This window comes from uncultured Psychroserpens sp. (assembly GCF_947494225.1).
Classification (GTDB): Bacteria; Bacteroidota; Bacteroidia; order Flavobacteriales; family Flavobacteriaceae; genus Psychroserpens.
The window spans coordinates 324,336-341,001 of sequence record NZ_CANLUG010000003.1 but is presented as its reverse complement, the minus strand read 5'-3'; the positions used below and the strand labels follow the sequence as shown (position 1 = coordinate 341,001).

General features: G+C 34.3%; 12 protein-coding genes. 8 read left to right on the top strand and 4 right to left on the bottom strand.

Annotation, left to right across the window (positions count from 1 at the left end; all coding sequences use genetic code 11):
- Positions 1 to 19 precede the first annotated feature (19 nt).
- Positions 20 to 502 carry a hypothetical protein gene (locus tag Q0893_RS09385; protein WP_298901954.1) on the bottom strand — a complete coding sequence of 161 codons (483 nt, stop codon included), beginning with the start codon at positions 500 to 502 and terminating at the stop codon, positions 20 to 22.
- Positions 503 to 659: 157 nt separating this feature from the next.
- On the opposite strand from Q0893_RS09385, the gene Q0893_RS09380 reads away from it, so the two are divergent.
- From Q0893_RS09380 to Q0893_RS09345, 8 genes are all read left to right on the top strand, one after another.
- Positions 660 to 3,587: an FAD-binding and (Fe-S)-binding domain-containing protein gene (locus tag Q0893_RS09380; protein ID WP_299274772.1), complete on the top strand. Its 2,928-nt coding sequence runs from the start codon at positions 660 to 662 to the stop codon at positions 3,585 to 3,587.
- Positions 3,588 to 3,697: 110 nt separating this feature from the next.
- Positions 3,698 to 4,759: a chorismate synthase gene (gene aroC, locus Q0893_RS09375; RefSeq protein ID WP_299274769.1), complete on the top strand. Its 1,062-nt coding sequence runs from the start codon at positions 3,698 to 3,700 to the stop codon at positions 4,757 to 4,759.
- 44 nt (positions 4,760 to 4,803) lie between these two features.
- Positions 4,804 to 6,126 carry a dicarboxylate/amino acid:cation symporter gene (locus tag Q0893_RS09370; RefSeq protein ID WP_298901951.1) on the top strand — a complete coding sequence of 441 codons (1,323 nt, stop codon included), beginning with the start codon at positions 4,804 to 4,806 and terminating at the stop codon, positions 6,124 to 6,126.
- Between the two features lie 56 nt (positions 6,127 to 6,182).
- The gene (gene gshB, locus Q0893_RS09365) at positions 6,183 to 7,220 is read left to right on the top strand and encodes a glutathione synthase (RefSeq protein ID WP_298901950.1); all 1,038 of its coding nucleotides are present in this window, start codon (positions 6,183 to 6,185) and stop codon (positions 7,218 to 7,220) included.
- Complete coding sequence (locus tag Q0893_RS09360) at positions 7,213 to 8,037, top strand: sulfurtransferase (RefSeq protein ID WP_299274765.1); 825 nt, start codon at positions 7,213 to 7,215, stop codon at positions 8,035 to 8,037. Before gshB ends, Q0893_RS09360 begins: the two co-directional genes overlap by 8 nt.
- A 6-nt stretch (positions 8,038 to 8,043) precedes the next feature.
- Positions 8,044 to 9,081, top strand: a complete 1,038-nt coding sequence (locus Q0893_RS09355; RefSeq protein WP_299274762.1) for an RDD family protein — start codon at positions 8,044 to 8,046, stop codon at positions 9,079 to 9,081.
- 9 nt (positions 9,082 to 9,090) lie between these two features.
- Positions 9,091 to 9,918 (top strand): N-formylglutamate amidohydrolase, encoded by an 828-nt coding sequence (locus Q0893_RS09350; RefSeq protein WP_299274759.1) that lies wholly within the window; start codon positions 9,091 to 9,093, stop codon positions 9,916 to 9,918.
- Between the two features lies 1 nt (position 9,919).
- The gene (locus Q0893_RS09345) at positions 9,920 to 11,080 is read left to right on the top strand and encodes a flavohemoglobin expression-modulating QEGLA motif protein (RefSeq protein WP_299274756.1); all 1,161 of its coding nucleotides are present in this window, start codon (positions 9,920 to 9,922) and stop codon (positions 11,078 to 11,080) included.
- Positions 11,081 to 11,346: 266 nt separating this feature from the next.
- Here Q0893_RS09345 and Q0893_RS09340 read toward each other — a convergent pair whose 3' ends face one another.
- The 3 genes from Q0893_RS09340 to Q0893_RS09330 all read right to left on the bottom strand — a co-directional run bounded on the left by Q0893_RS09340 (position 11,347) and on the right by Q0893_RS09330 (position 16,630).
- Positions 11,347 to 13,485 carry a mucoidy inhibitor MuiA family protein gene (locus Q0893_RS09340; protein ID WP_299274753.1) on the bottom strand — a complete coding sequence of 713 codons (2,139 nt, stop codon included), beginning with the start codon at positions 13,483 to 13,485 and terminating at the stop codon, positions 11,347 to 11,349.
- Between the two features lie 366 nt (positions 13,486 to 13,851).
- Complete coding sequence (locus tag Q0893_RS09335; RefSeq protein ID WP_298901943.1) at positions 13,852 to 14,271, bottom strand: thiol-disulfide oxidoreductase DCC family protein; 420 nt, start codon at positions 14,269 to 14,271, stop codon at positions 13,852 to 13,854.
- Between the two features lie 193 nt (positions 14,272 to 14,464).
- Positions 14,465 to 16,630, bottom strand: a complete 2,166-nt coding sequence (locus Q0893_RS09330; protein WP_299274750.1) for a DNA mismatch repair protein MutS — start codon at positions 16,628 to 16,630, stop codon at positions 14,465 to 14,467.
- Positions 16,631 to 16,666: the final 36 nt, after the last annotated feature.

Genomic DNA, 16,666 nt, shown 5'->3' with positions numbered 1-16,666 from the left:
TGAATGTATACTATTTGTTTTAGAACCTGTACCTAATGCTTAAGGCGATATCAAAATCTAAATCGTCTCTAAAATCACCAAAGCCAAATTCAGGCCTTGCGTCTAAAGAAAGCTGTAAAGGAATGTCAAAATTATACTCAATTCCTACGTCGCCCGCAATAAACAAAAATGTTTCACTGTCATCTGCGCCATTCGGAACATTGTCAAAGTTATAAGATCCAACACCTCCACCAGCACCAGCGTACCAATTAAATCCATCGTCTATATTCCATACCCATTGGTATAAACCAGTAAGTTTAAAGCCATCGTAATTATTTCCGCTTCGTAATCCTAAATCAAGTTCTAAACGGTTATTATCACCAAGCGCTTTTTGGTAAGAGATTTCTGCTCCAAAACCATCACTGTCTCCCAAACGTAGACCAATAGCATGATCTGAAATATCTTGAGCGTTAACGGCAGTTAAACCCATAAAAGCCAATGCTACTAAAAATAATTTTTTCATAAAATTTAAGTTTTTGTTGTTAATAATTAAATACGAATATGAATAAGACCCATTAAGGAGTCGAATGTCACAGTTTCGGTTTAACTTTACAAAAATAACGCCAAAAAAAAGGTTTTATTAAATTTATTTTTAGTTTTATAAACAGAGTTATTCATATATGATAAGTACATCGCAATTGCAAAATTTGTCCTCACAGTTAGAAGGTGAGTTGTATTTTGATAACTTAATGAAGGCTATATACGCCACAGATGCTTCTGTATACAGGATGTTGCCTCTTGCTGTAGCGGTTCCTAAAACGAAGAATGATATAATGCGTCTTGTGAAATTTGCCAAAACGTATAAAACAGCTTTAATACCAAGAGCAGCTGGAACATCATTGGCTGGGCAATGCGTTGGAACTGGTATTGTGGTTGATATCTCAAAGTACTTTAATAAGATAATTAATATTGATGAAAAGCAGCGAACTGTGACTGTTCAGCCTGGAGTTGTAAGAGATGAACTGAATGCTTATTTGAAGCCTTTCGGGCTGTTTTTTGGTCCTAATACTTCAACATCAAATCGTTGTATGATAGGAGGGATGGTTGGTAATAACTCGTCTGGGACTACTTCTATTAAATACGGAGTTACACGTGATAAGGTTTTAAAGTTAGACGTCGTTTTGAGTGATGGAAGTGAGGTTGTTTTTTCTCATGTGTCTAAGCAAGAGTTTGATGAGAAACTTAAATATGATACGCTCGAAGGTGATATCTATAGAACATTAAAAACAACATTAGAATCAGATCATATAAAGAAGCAGATAAAAGATCATTTTCCTAAGCCTGAAATTCATAGAAGAAATACAGGATATGCTATTGATAAATTAATTAAAAGTGAGGTGTTTGAAACTTCTGAGATCCCTATTAATGTGTGTGATCTCTTAACGGGAAGTGAGGGTACCTTGGCATTTACAACGGAAATTACATTGCAGTTGGATGAGCTTCCTCCTGCTGAAAGTATTATGGTTGCTGCTCATTTTAAGTCTATTGAGCATTGTTTGGATGCTGTTGGATTGGTGATGAACTATGATCTGTATACTTGTGAAATGTTAGATAAGACTATTTTGGATCTCACTAAGCATAATAAAAAACAGCAGGCTAATCGCGAGTTTATTGATGGTGATCCTGAGGCTATTTTGATGTGTGAGTTAAAATCTGATGATAAGTCAGAGTTAACAAAAAAAGCAGGATTATTAATTAATGATCTTAAAGTGTCTGGGTTGGCCTATGCAAATGTATTGCTTGAAGGAGGAAGAATTGATCAAGCAAATGAGCTCAGAAAAGCTGGCTTAGGCTTGTTAGGAAATATGATTGGTGATGAAAAAACAGCTGCCTGCATTGAAGATACTGCTGTGGCTCTTGAAGATTTGTCAGATTATATCAAGGCATTTTCTCAATTAATGGAGACGCATAACCAGAAACCTGTCTATTATGCGCATGCTGGAGCAGGAGAGCTGCATTTGCGTCCTATTCTTAATCTAAAGAAAAAATCTGATGTTAAATTGTTTAGGGAAATTACTACAGATGTTGCTCATTTGGTAAAGCGATTTCAGGGTTCTATGAGTGGTGAGCATGGTGATGGCATTGTGCGAGCAGAGTTTATTCCTTTAATGATTGGTGATGAAAACTACGCTATCTTAAAGCAAATAAAATCAGTTTTTGATCCAGAAAATATTTTTAATCCAGGTAAAATCGTAGACGCTTTTCCGATGGACAAGTCGCTTCGTTATGAATCGGATAGGGAAGAGCCTGAAATTGAGACTGTTTTAGATTTTTCAGATACGCTTGGTATATTGAGGGAGGCTGAAAAATGTAATGGTTCTGGGGATTGTAGGAAGTTACCAGAATTTGGAGGAACAATGTGTCCAAGTTATCGCGCTACCAGAAATGAAAAGGATACTACCAGGGCAAGGGCTAATGCACTTCGTGAATTTTTGACACATTCCGAAAAAGAAAACAGATTTGATCATAAAGAGTTAAAGGAGGTTTTTGATTTGTGTTTGAGTTGTAAGGCGTGCGCAAGTGAATGCCCGAGCAGTGTGGATGTGGCAAGGTTAAAGGCCGAATTTCAGCATCAATATCAAAAGGCAAACGGGGTAAATTGGCGTACAAAGTTATTTGCTTATAACAATACCATAAATCGCTATGGGAGTCGATTTCCATGGTTGTCAAATGCGATATTTTCTAATGGATTAACAGCTTCGGTCTTAAAGAAAATCTTCGGAATCGCCAACGCGAGAACATTTCCTAAGATATCAAGTAAAAGTTTATATAAAAGATTTAAAACTATTAACAATAAGGTAAATAGAAACAAAAAATTAAAAGATGTTTATCTATTTAATGATGAATTCACAAATTACTTAGACACATCTGTTGGCATCGATGCCATAGAACTATTTACAGCGTTAAATTATAATGTTATCCTTATAAAACATTCTGAATCCGGACGTGCTTTTTTGTCGAAAGGACTATTAGGCAAAGCGAAGGCATATGCAAATAAAAATGTTGAGCTTTTTAAAGATTTAATTTCTAAGGATACACCGCTTATTGGTATTGAACCATCTGCAATTTTAACTTTCAAAGATGAATATCTTCGGTTGGCAGATGATAAAGTTTCGGCTAATAAGATCGCTGAACATACGTATTTAGTTGAAGAGTTTATACATCAAGAAATTGAATGTGGTCATATTACATCAGATCAGTTTACTTTGGAAGCAAAGCGCATAAAGTTTCACGGACATTGCCATCAAAAGGCATTATCAAATCAACTGTCAAGTTTTGCAATTTTGAATTTACCTAAAAATTATGAAGTGACAATCATTCCTAGTGGTTGTTGTGGGATGGCTGGGAGTTTTGGTTATGAAAAAGAACACTATAAAGTGAGTATGCAAATTGGAGAACAGACACTTTTTCCTGCAATTAGACGTGCAAACGATACTGTTATGATTTCAGCAAACGGAACAAGTTGTAGACATCAAATCAAAGATGGAACAGAACGAGAAGCATTACATCCTATAACTATTTTAAGACAGGCTTTAATCTCAAATTAGGTTATTAACTGTAAATTATTAAATAATTAGTGAATTGAATACAAGTGCTTTATTGAATTCTGTTTTTGTTTCTCTATTTTTACGACTACATTAGCGTAAAATCTTAATTTATGGCAGGAAATTCCTTTGGAGAAATTTTTAAGTTATCGACATTTGGGGAGTCACATGGTGTGGCTATTGGAGGTTTAATAGATGGTTGTCCTGCTGGATTAGAATTAGATTTTGATGCCATTCAAAAAGAACTTAATCGTAGAAAGCCTGGTCAATCTGAAATCGTTACACAGCGAAAAGAACCAGACACAGTATCTTTTTTATCTGGAATTTTTGAAGGAAAAACTACGGGAACTCCAATTGGGTTTACAATACATAATACAAATCAAAAATCAAAAGACTATTCGCATATTAAAGATGTGTATCGACCAAGCCATGCCGATTATACCTATGAACAAAAGTATGGTATTCGTGACTATAGAGGAGGAGGACGCAGTTCTGCTCGTGAAACTGCTTGTCGTGTTGTTGCTGGAGCCATTGCTAAACAGTTACTGAGCTCAATTAAAATTAATGCCTATACCTCTTCGGTTGGTGATTTGTTTTTAGAGAAACCATATCAGGATTTAGATTTTTCAAAGATAGAAAGTAATGTTGTGCGTTGTCCTGACGACTCAATTGCTGAGCAGATGATAGCCAAAATAAAGGATGTTCGTAAAGAAGGAGACACGATAGGAGGCACAGTGACTTGTGTACTTCAAAATGTACCTGTAGGATTAGGCGAACCGGTTTTTGATAAACTACATGCACAACTTGGTAAAGCCATGCTATCAATAAATGCTGTTAAAGGTTTTGAATATGGTAGTGGATTTTGTGGTGCAAAAATGAAAGGAAGTACTCACAACGATTTGTTTAATGAAGATGGTACTACAAAAACCAATTTGTCTGGCGGTGTCCAAGGTGGTATTAGCAACGGAATGGACATCTATTTTAGAGTAGCATTTAAACCTGTAGCAACTATAATTCAAAAACAAGACGCTTTAGATCGTTCTGGAAATATTGTTGAAATGCAGGGCAAAGGTCGACATGACCCTTGCGTGGTGCCTAGAGCTATCCCAATTGTAGAGGCTATGGCGGCACTGGTATTAGCAGATTTCTATTTATTGAATAAGATATATAACTAAACATAATAATTCCTTTTTCGTTAGGAAAAGATTAAATACTACATATGAAAAAATTAGCATTACACTGGAAAATTTTAATAGGAATGTTATTGGGTCTAATATTCGGTTTTGTTATGCTTCAAGTTGGAGGAAGAGAATTTACCGAAGATTGGATAAAGCCAATAGGATCGATTTTTGTTAAATTATTGAAGCTAATTGCAATTCCGTTAATACTGGCATCATTAATTAAGGGTATTTCAGATTTAAAAGACATTTCTAAATTTAAAAATATTGGATTACGAACGATTGGAATATACATAGTAACCACAGTTATAGCTATTTCAATTGGATTAGCATTAGTGAATATTTTATCACCAGGAGATGGTGTTTCTGAAGAGACAATTACAAAGCTAACAGAGACGTATTCTCAAAATAGTAGTGTTAAAGCAAAAATTGCCGAAGCCTCAAAGCAAATGGATACTGGACCTTTGCAATTTCTAGAAGATATGGTTCCTGATAATGCCTTCAAAGCCTTAGGGAATAATAAACTAATGCTTCAAGTCATTTTCTTTGCAATATTTTTGGGTATATCAATGCTACTTATTGGAGAAGAACGTGCCAAACCTATGAAGAATTTGTTTGACTCACTAAATGATATTGTTTTGAAAATGGTGGATTTAATAATGCTAACTGCTCCTGTTGCAGTTTTTGCATTATTGGCAAATGTCGTGGTGTCTTCTGATGATCCAGACATTTTATATGCCTTGTTAAAATATGCTGGTGTAGTAGTAGCTGGGTTAATTTTAATGATTGTTTTTTATGCTATTCTTGTAGCTACATTTACAAAGAAAAACCCATTTTGGTTTTTAAAGCAAATAAGCCCTGCTCAACTACTGGCTTTCTCAACCAGCAGTAGTGCCGCAACGTTACCAGTAACTATGGAGCGTGTTGAAGAGCATATTGGTGTTGATAAAGAAGTGTCGAGTTTTGTATTACCAGTAGGCGCAACGATTAACATGGATGGTACAAGTTTATACCAAGCCGTTGCAGCAGTATTTATATTTCAGGCACTTGGACTCGATTTAACTTTTGCCGATCAAATCACTATAGTTTTGACAGCCTTGTTGGCATCTATAGGTAGTGCTGCTGTACCAGGAGCAGGAATGGTAATGCTAGTGATTGTTTTAGAATCTGTTGGTCTTCCGCCACATTTATTGCCAATAGGTTTAGCACTTATATTCGCAGTAGACAGACCATTAGATATGTGTAGAACAGTTGTAAATGTTACAGGTGATGCTACAGTGTCTATGGTTGTAGCTAAATCGGTGGGTAAACTAGGAGAACCTAAAGTAGAAAATTGGGACGATAATTATGAAGACGTAAAATAGTTTCAGTAAACAATTTTTATTTTTAAATTTAACCATATCAACCAAAATAATTGACTATGAATGTTTGTTTTATCATGTATCCTTGGGAACAGATAGATCCTGAAAATGATACGAGCTTAGCCCTAATAAAAGAATGCGCAAAAAGAGGTCATGGTGTTGCGATGTGCACGCCTGCTAATTTGACTATTAGAGATAGTGTTACAAATGCGTTTTGCACAGTTATTAATCGTATGGAGAAGGTGCCTTCTACATTGAAGGCTTTTTATAATAAAGCCCAATTGAGAGAAGAAATGTTACCACTTGCTGGTTTTGATGCTATTTTCTTTAGGGCAAATCCACCTTTAGATCCAATCATGCTTAATTTCTTAGATTCGGTAAAAGACGATGTCTTTATCGTAAATTCTTTACAAGGTATGCGTGAGGCAAATAATAAATTATATACAGCGGCATTTGGAGATGCACATAGTAATATTATACCGAATACGCATGTTTCAAAAAATAAAAACTATCTCATTCAGCAAATTAAGGAGTCAAAGGCAGACAAAATGATATTAAAGCCTTTAAATGGCTTTGGAGGTTCTGGTGTGATACTTATTGAAAAGTCTGCAATGAGCAACATTAACTCGTTATTAGATTTTTATATTACTAGTGGTGATGGTACTTCGAATTATGTAATACTTCAAGATTATATTGAAGGTGCAGATCAAGGTGACGTTAGAATTTTACTTCTTAATGGGGAACCTGTAGGCGCTATGAAACGTGTTCCAGGGTCTGATGATCATCGCTCTAACGTATCTGCTGGTGGTTCTGTTCAAAAACATACATTAACTAAAGCTGAAAAAGCATTGTGCAAACAAATTGGTCCGAAACTTGTCAAAGACGGACTCTATTTTGTTGGTATTGATGTTATTGGTGGGAAACTTGTTGAAGTTAATGTGATGTCTCCTGGCGGGATTACTTACATTAACAAAGTGTATAAAAGTAAAATTAGGGTTGAAGAACGCGTTATTGACTTTCTAGAAAGTAAAGTTGTGGATCAGCTACAAGCATTTGATAGACGTACACGTTTGAGAAAAACAGTTGAAGATGCATAGAACTGATGGGTTTCCATCACCTGTTGTGAGTTGTGAATGGCTACTTAAAAACCGTCACAAGAAGGAACTTGTTGTTCTTGATGCTAGTGTATATTCTGAAAACGAATCTTTAGCTCGAAAAATTATTTCTGAAGCCAAATACGTCGATATTAAGCGAAAATTGAGCGACAGCAATGGCGAATTCCCTAATACCTTTCCTTCACAAGTACAATTTGAAATAGAAGTTAGAAAACTCGGCATTAATAATGAGTCTTTGATTGTCGTTTATGATAATAAAGGTGTGTATTGGAGTCCGAGAGTTTGGTGGTTATTTAAATCTTTCGGACATCAAAATGTGGCTGTATTGGATGGTGGACTTCCTGAGTGGCAACGACTAGGTTTTGAAACAACCTTTTATAGAGAACATCAATTAAATCAACATGGAAATTTTACAGCAAATTATCAAGCAGATAAGATGCGTTTTTTTTATCATATTAATGAGATTTCCAAAAATGAAGATGCCATAATTTTAGATGCACGTTCTGAAGATCGTTTTAAAAGTATTATTCCAGAACCTAGAGCGGGCTTAAGGAGCGGAACAATACCAAACTCCGAAAACCTTCCGTACACTTCTTTATTTGATGGCCATTGTTTAAGGCCTAAAGAAGACTTAAAAACTATTTTTAGTGCTTTTAATATTGGGTCACGAAAACTTACGTTTTCATGTGGTTCTGGAATTACAGCTTGTATTTTGGCATTGGCTGCAGAAATTGTAGGAATAAAAAACCTGTCTGTTTATGATGGATCTTGGACAGAATACGGCACATTAACTAAATAATTTGGTATGCAAAAATTAAATAAATGGTTATTGAATAACATCTTTGGAATGTCTTTGTTTCTGGCTTTATCAGGCATTTCCTTTCAGTTTGTTTACATGTATGATTTTATGAATACTGGAGGCAGTAAATGGATTAGCCTAATTTTTAATTATGGTTATGCTAATTTTAATTTCTTTAGAGCAGATGTTTTTGAGTTTAAGTTTAATATAGAAGAGAGCTCATATTCCTCTATGAGTTATTTAAATTTCGTGTTCTATATACTATTCTTAATTTCAGTCATTGTCTATAAACTTTCAAGATTTAAAGAATCTAAAGTGCTCAAGTTTTGTTATAGTCTTTTGTTCTTGTTTGCATTAATAGCAATGCTATTTAGACTTTATTATCTATTACTTAATACTCAGCCAGGTAATGAAATGATTGTTTTTTCATTACTTTATTTCGTGAAGGCCATTGTTTTATTTTATGTGTGTTATTTGTATTTGAACTCGTGGAAATCACAACGTATATATATTGATACTGAAAAAGTGATTTTACCAGATTTTAAATCCTTTACGTTAAAGCGGGCAGAATGGTATCAACGGCTCATGCATTACATTTTGGATATATTTCTAATAATGAGCATCTTTTCAGTGTATATTTTTGACTTTAACTTTAGGGGATTAGTATCATCTTTAGAGTTAGCTGTTGGTGAACATTTTGCTGCTACTATTATTTTCTTTATGTTTAGTTCGTTTTATTTCTTAGTCTTTGAAGGTTTTTTTAAAGCTACACCAGCGAAGTATTTAAGTCAAACCAGTGTCGTAAATCTTAATAACGAAGTTGTTAGCTTCTCGAATGTTTTAGGCAGAACGCTTTGTAGACGTATTCCTTTTGATGCCTTTTCATTTTTTGGTAAATTAGGATGGCATGATAGTTTGGCCTATACAACAGTGGCTAAGCAAGAGCGCGAACCGTCTAAGTATAGAGCCATATACATTGTTTTTTTGATTGCACTTATAGCCTTATTTTTGTATAAATGTATGGACGAATTTAGAATATTTTAAAACTTCATTATGGAAAAGCTAAGCATTGAACAGATCATTGAACATATCAATAATGAAAAGATATTTCATGCTGTAGCCGAAGATTATTCATTTAGCATCAAAATTGATGCCTATGTACATTATGCTTGTGGTGCAGTACATGATGGTCACCAATTTAGGAAAGAACTTTGGGGTAACTGCATACATACAGAGTATGAACGTTGGTATGAAGAAGATCCTGAAACAAAAAACATGATAAATTCACACCCAATTGTTATTGCTGGTTGTGATTCACGTTTTGAATATGATTTAAATAGAGCTCCTGAAGATGCCGTTTTTGATACGGCTTGGGGAAAGGAATTATGGCATGAGCCACTTTCCGAAGAACAAAAAAGGAAAAGCCTCGAAAAACACAAGAATTTCTATAAAGTTGTTTATGCGTTAATAGCTAAACTAGAGCATAAATTTGGTGTGGCTATAGTTTATGATATGCACAGTTATAATTGGAAACGATGGGATAGGGAAGTGCCAACTTGGAATTTGGGTACTTCAAATGTAGATAATGATAGGTTTGGCGCTGATATTGAGTTATGGAGACAGGCTTTGTCTGAGTTACGGCTTCCTCATGCTATTAAATCGACCTCGAAAATTAATGACACCTTCCAAGGGAATGGATATTTCTTAAAATTTATTACCAAAAACTTTCAAAATACCTTAGTTTTGGCAACCGAAATTGCTAAGGTTTATTGTGATGAATATGATTACATCATTTATCCTGAGGTTGTCGCTAGCGTTGAAGAACAATTGAGAGCCATATTGCCAGAGCATGCCACTAATTTTTACAATAAGTACGCCTAAAATGCCACAAATTACAAGTACAGACGAATACCAAGATTTATTTGATATCGATGCAAATTTGAATCGATTAGTAAAAAAAATTGAAGTACTTAATTATATCAACCCTTTGAATATTCAACGCGAGAAAAAGCAGTTTTTTTCGTCCAAGTTTAATTATGATCCTGTATTTAAGTATCCAAAGATGAAATTTAATGGATATAAGTTACATCGCCTGTTCTTTTCACAGCGGTTAGAGCGCATATCTGATGAAGAAATTAGACAGTTGTATGAAGACGTTATTTATGAATACTCTGGCTTAATAGAATGTATTGAAACCATTAACCAAGGGCGCAAATTTTATTTTAACAGTCTTAAGAGTTTTGGAACACCTACTGAAAAGGAGATTGATAATGCTAAATTTATCTTACGATTTGACGATAGTGATTTTGATGAGGAAATGTTGCCTATTTTTTCGGCTTCGGATGCTGTAGATTATTTTAATAAGTATTCGAAACGTTATGATTTTAACTATAATATCAAGTTGTCAACGAATTTATCGGCAGCTGCAATGGTTTTAAATCATTCACAGACCTTGGTGCTGCATAAGAATCATAAATTCAGTAAAAACCAACTAAAAGTCTTAACTAATCATGAAATTGGTGTGCACATGGTTACAACGTTTAACGGTTTGGCACAACCGCTCAAGGTGTTTTCAAATGGATTTCCAAATAATGTAGAGACTCAAGAAGGGTTAGCGGTTTACTCCGAATATATGTCTGGATGTTTAACGATGAAACGCCTTAAGGAACTAGCATATCGGGTTATTGCTGTTGATACTTTAAATAAAGGCTATAGTTTTGCTGACACGTTCGATTTGTTATATAGCCAATATAAACTTAATAGAGATAAGGCATTTTCAATTACGCTGCGTGTGCATCGAGGTGGTGGATTTACAAAAGATCATCAATATTTGAGTGGTATTAATCGCGTTTATAATTATGCTAAAAGTGATGGTGATCTGGATATTTTACTCACAGGTAAAGTCTCCTTAGATTATATTGGTACTATTAAAAAATTACAAGATAAAGGACTCGCAATACCATCCAAACATTATACCGACGCCTATCTTACTAACGACAACTCCAATAAAAACTTAGACTTTATCTTAAAAAGTCTAAAATAAAAGCCTTAAAGCCAACAATTCTAATCTGAAGTTGTGTACTTCAGAAACTTCTTTAATGTTTAGACCTTTACGTTAAAGAAGAGCTTAATTAATTCCTTACTAACAGAAGTAGGGCTCAAGCTGAATATGTCACTTTAAGACTTTATAATTTTCAACTATCAAATTCTAAAAAATAATTCTTAAAAAATGTTTTAACAATGTTATTGTTTCGTTAAAACTAATGGTTCCATGATATCGTGATATGTTACCCATTTTGTTGCTTCTTTTTATAAATTAACACGTTTATATTTTGGATATTTTACGATATACGAGAATGTGTACGTTTCTTTTTTATTTGCAGGAATGTTAACATTCCACTTTAAAATTCCTTTTTTATCGTTATACTCTGAGCTGCCCGTTTCTATGTCATCTATTTTTATTTCTTTGTTCTGGCTAATAGGAATCCTATCATACAGTACTAAATCTATGGCAGCCGATTTGTTGTTCTTTACTTCAATCTCATAATGCTTAGATATAATTTTATTGCTTCCTATAAAAGCCTTCTTTTTGAAATCTGTTGGTTGTGTCCGCTTTACAACTACATTTGGATCTACACCCAATGAGATGGTTAATTTTTCTGTAGTGCTTTGAGGATTGATATTAGTCTTTCCGGAATAGCTTCCTTCAAAATACACATTGGCTTCTGCAGGCAATAGGTTATACTGTTCCCAGTTATCAATTTTGGCTGTTAAAAAAACGTTTTCATTTAATACTGGAGCAGCAAAATAGGCGTAAGATGCAGGCACTTTATAATCTTCAATTTCTATAACGGTCACATCGCAATCTGTTGGTATTGTGTATGCTTTAGCAATTTCAAAGCGTGTATTGGTGATGCCTTCTTCAATAATATCACCTTTAGACGTGTGTTTTCCTTTTTTCGTTGTGATAACAATAGCACCGTTACGGCCTCTATTACCGTAAATAGCAGTGCCTTCTGCTGCATCTTTTAACACCTGAAAAGATTTGATATCGTTTGGGTTTAATGCTCTAAAACTATACGCATCAACAGGAACACCATCTACAATATATAATGGCTCTACATTGCCATTAATTGCCCCAGCACCTCTTAGCGTTATAAAAGCATTGGCTCCAGGCTGGCCACTTCCGCTAGAAATATTTAATCCAGCAACTTGACCCTCTAGATGTTGTACGGCGCTCGAATTGAGATTCTTCCTTTTTGCTTTAGCACCGTAAGCTGCAATAACAACTTCATCTATACTTGCATCTGTGTCTAAAGACACGTTCATAATACTAGAATGAATTGGTAAGGTTTCGGTTTTCATACCTACATAAGAAAAAACTAATTCTTGTCCGCCAGCAGTTTGTAAAGAATAGTTGCCATCAAAATCGGTTTGTGTGCCGTTAGTTGTTCCCTTTTCTATAACGGTAGCTCCCGGAAGTGGTAAGCCGTCATTTGTTGAGGTAACCACACCAGACACTGTTTTTACTAAAGGATTAAACTTATAGTTGTAACTTTTGGTGGCTCTCTGACTTTGATAGTTACTATTGGCACTTATAAAGTTTAAATATTTGGGGTTTACATCGGGCTTTACATTGTTTGTGTTTGGATCGCTTGTAGATAATGTAAGTTTTACATTTTTCCAGTCGTTACCAGTGCTTTGATACACATGTGCCTTGTATACTAGTTGAATAGGTTCATTAATTTTTTCTGCTTTGATATCATAGATAGGAAACCATCCAGCTTTGCTAACATTATACTTGATTATTAAATTTAATTCTGAGGCGTTAGTAGAATTAAGTTTAACAGTAATCTCTCCTGTTTGTACTTTGTCATTTACATTTAGCTCGTTAAGTTGTTTCTTTAAATCTGAAATTTGAGCATTTAAGTCCTTTTTTACTTTATTAGACTTATAAATGTTTGATTTGATTTCTGTAGTTCGCGTACGGAAGTATGTGGCGAATTTTTGAAGTTTTTCAAGGTTTACTACCTCTGTCGAATTACCTAGCCTTCTGTTTTCGGTAATTAAATATAATTCTTCATTATATCCAGTAATGGCATGTTCTTCTACCTGAATTTGATCATATAAATCTTTAATTTGATCTTGAATGGTTTCAACTTCCTCAGAACGGTCTTGTTTAGATAAATAGTTTATGCCGTAGTTAATCGATAAGACGGTAGCGTTATTAAGACCAGATATTTGGATACTACTTTCTTGAATGTTTGGTGAAAGTCTATCAAAGGTAAATGTCGTTGTGCCCTTTGGAAGTTTAATTTTCGCCGTACGCTCAATTTGTGCTCCGCTTAGATATACTGTGACTTCCTTTAATATTGAAGCTGTGCCTTTTTCAGTATTTCCAAAGCTAATTGCTGTAATTAAAACTAATAATAATGTTAACTTTTTCATGGTGTGCTGGTTTTGTTTATGGTAAAACTAGCTTACATTTTTGGTTGCTAAAACCAAACTTGAGCAAAGGTGTTTGTTGAATGAGCAAAGACGTATTTTGAATGAGGTTAGATTAAAAATAGTAATACCATGCATCTCATAGATGATTTTTGCATGTCTGGTTTTTTGAACAATTTTTTTGACGTTTATAACGATGTTTTTGCTCAAAACTGGGGTTATGATGTAGATTTATACTATAAATAATGTGCTATTAATCAAAAACATCTTAGACTAGATAATCCCTCTTTGATTAAAAATTATTTAAGAGTTAAATTAAGTTTTAATTAGTTGTTAATTATTAAAGTCCTTTTTCCCGAAAGGGCTTTTTTAATTTAAGAACTTTTCTTTTAAATCGGGTGTTGGAATCATGCAGGCTTCTTTTTTACCATACCATTTATAACGATTTTTTGCAATGTAATCGTATACCCAATTACGCATCACTGGAGGGACAATAAAGAATATCGCCATAAAAGATCTAGGGAACCCTAATTGTTTGGCAATTTTTAAAGCCGCTGTAGATTTGATCGAAAGTCCATTTTCATTAGAGTATAGTAGTATTGAATCTGTTTTAGAAGTATCAATTTTATAGTGATCAATAATTTGTTTTCCTACATGACTTTGTAAAGGAGCAAACATAAAGGTATTGGTTCTATCATATTTGATAACATATTGTACAGACGAATTACAAAGGTTGCAAACGCCATCAAATAAGATCAGTTGTTTATGTTTTGGTAGACTTTCTATCACATAACAAAGATACGACAACCAATTACAAGGTATTTAAAAATTGAGTTAAATCGTCAACTTTGTCTAAATCCAGTTTCTTTTTAAGACGAACCTATGAGTTGTAATGGAATGACAGAGATGGTCTTGAGGTTAAGTTAACGTATTCAATCACACGTTTATAAGATCTTTTCTTAACGGGGCGTTTCTATTATAGCTATTTTTTAGCTTCAACGAGTTCTAACAAATCTGTATTAACGTTAGTTGTGAAAATGCCATAGTTTACTATGGCCTTTCCTTTTTCTATACTATCTATACTGCCAATAGCTCTACCGTCATGCATACGTACTCGATCTCCAACTTTAAGGATAGGCTTCGGTTTTTCTACTTTGGCCTCTTTTTGTTTTGCCGATTTTTTCTTTTGCCTTATCACTGCAACCTTCTTTTCAGCTTCTTTTTTAACTTGTGCTTCTTTGGCTTTTTCGGCTCGTTTTTGTTTAGCCGAAACTTTCTTTCGCTTAGAGTTTTCTATTTGAACGAGCTTAAATAATTCTGCCATAAGCTCCCGTTTCTTCTTATTGTCAAAGTATTTTTCTGAAATATCGTTGAATTTCTGTCCGAGATAAATTAGCCGTTGATTAGAATCATATAGCTCTTGAAAGTTCTCAAGTTTCTTTTGAACCTTTGCATTAACTTCTTCTAGTTTATCTGCTTCAGATTGTTTTTTCTTTTCGTTTTCTTTAAGAGAGCGCTCTGTCTTTTCAAGTTTGCTGCGTTCTTTCTGAAGTTTTGCGATAGTGGCGTCAAAACGTACTTTGCCTCGCTCAATCTTTTTCTTAGCGCGATTAATTAAACTATAAGGAATACCGTTTTTTTGAGCCACCTCGAAGGTAAATGAGCTTCCTGCTTGACCTAAAATAAGCTTAAACATAGGTTCTAAACTTTTCTCATCAAACATCATATTAGCATTTTGCATGAAAGGAAGTTCATTTGCTAATACTTTTAAGTTGGAATAGTGTGTTGTTATGATGCCATAAGCTTCACGATGATAAAACTCTTCTAAGAATGTTTCTGCAAGAGCACCACCAAGTTCTGGATCACTACCAGTTCCAAATTCGTCAATAAGAAAGAGTGTATTCTTGTTACATTTCCGAAGGAAAAAATTCATTTGTTTTAATCGATAGCTATAGGTACTTAAGTGATTTTCTATAGATTGATTATCTCCAATATCGCTAATGATGCGATCAAACAAACAGATGTTGCTTTTTTCATGTACAGGAATCAACAAGCCACTTTGAATCATAACCTGTAGCAGTCCAATGGTTTTTAGGGTAATACTTTTTCCTCCGGCATTTGGTCCCGAAATGACAATAATTCGATTCTTAGGATTTAAAATGATCGACTGCGGAAACGTTTTTTTACCTTCTAATTTATTTGATAAATAGAGTAGAGGATGGTAAGCGTCTTTCGCCTCGTAGGTTTTGTTAGTATTAATTTCTGGGCGAATAGCGTTTATAGATTGTGCATATTTAGCCTTAGCATAAACCACATCTAAATGCACCAAAAACTCTTGGTATTGTTGAAATAGCAGTGTATATGGTCTAACGAATTCTGTAAGATTTCTAAGGATTTTGTCAACCTCTTCACTTTCTTCAAACTCCAAGTTATTGAGTTCTCTGGCGTATTGAAATGTTTGCTCAGGCTGAACGTAAACAATGCTTCCCGTTTTGCTGCTGCCCATTATACTCCCTTTTACCTTACGTCTGTACATGGCCTTTACAGCCAATACGCGTTTGTTTTCTACAACAGATTCTCGAATATCATCTAAGTAATCGAGGTTGTGATAGGTGTTAAGCGCAGATGTGAAACTCTGATTTATTTTTCCTCTTACAGAATTAATTTGTTGTCTTAACTGATACAACGTGTCTGATGCATTATCTTTTACATCTCCAAAACGGTCAATAGTCGCGTCAATTTCGGTGACTATATGTTTAACCAATTCTAGATTTGACGATAGTTTAAATAGCGACGGATAGTAGTCGTCAAACTTCTTTAAAAATTTTACAATATCACTTACAGTCAAGTTAATTGAAGCGATTTTTTTAAAACTTTTAGTGTCTAGATAAGAATTTTCAATATGTAGAAGTTTGATCTCTTTTGTTATGGGTTCGAATCCATGATTTGGAATTCTATTGTCATTAGCAAAGGAAGAAACATACTCATTTGTGAATTCAAGAGATTGTAAGACGAGTTCACGCGTTGTAAAAGGTTTTATTTTTAAAGCCTGTACGCGACCTAAATCTGTAATACAGAGTTCTGCTACGTGTTGCAAAACTGAGTAGAACTCGATATCTTGTAATGTCTTTTCGTGAATATTAATCATTAGGTGTTACCTCTTTAGCTAAAAGTGCCAAAGGTA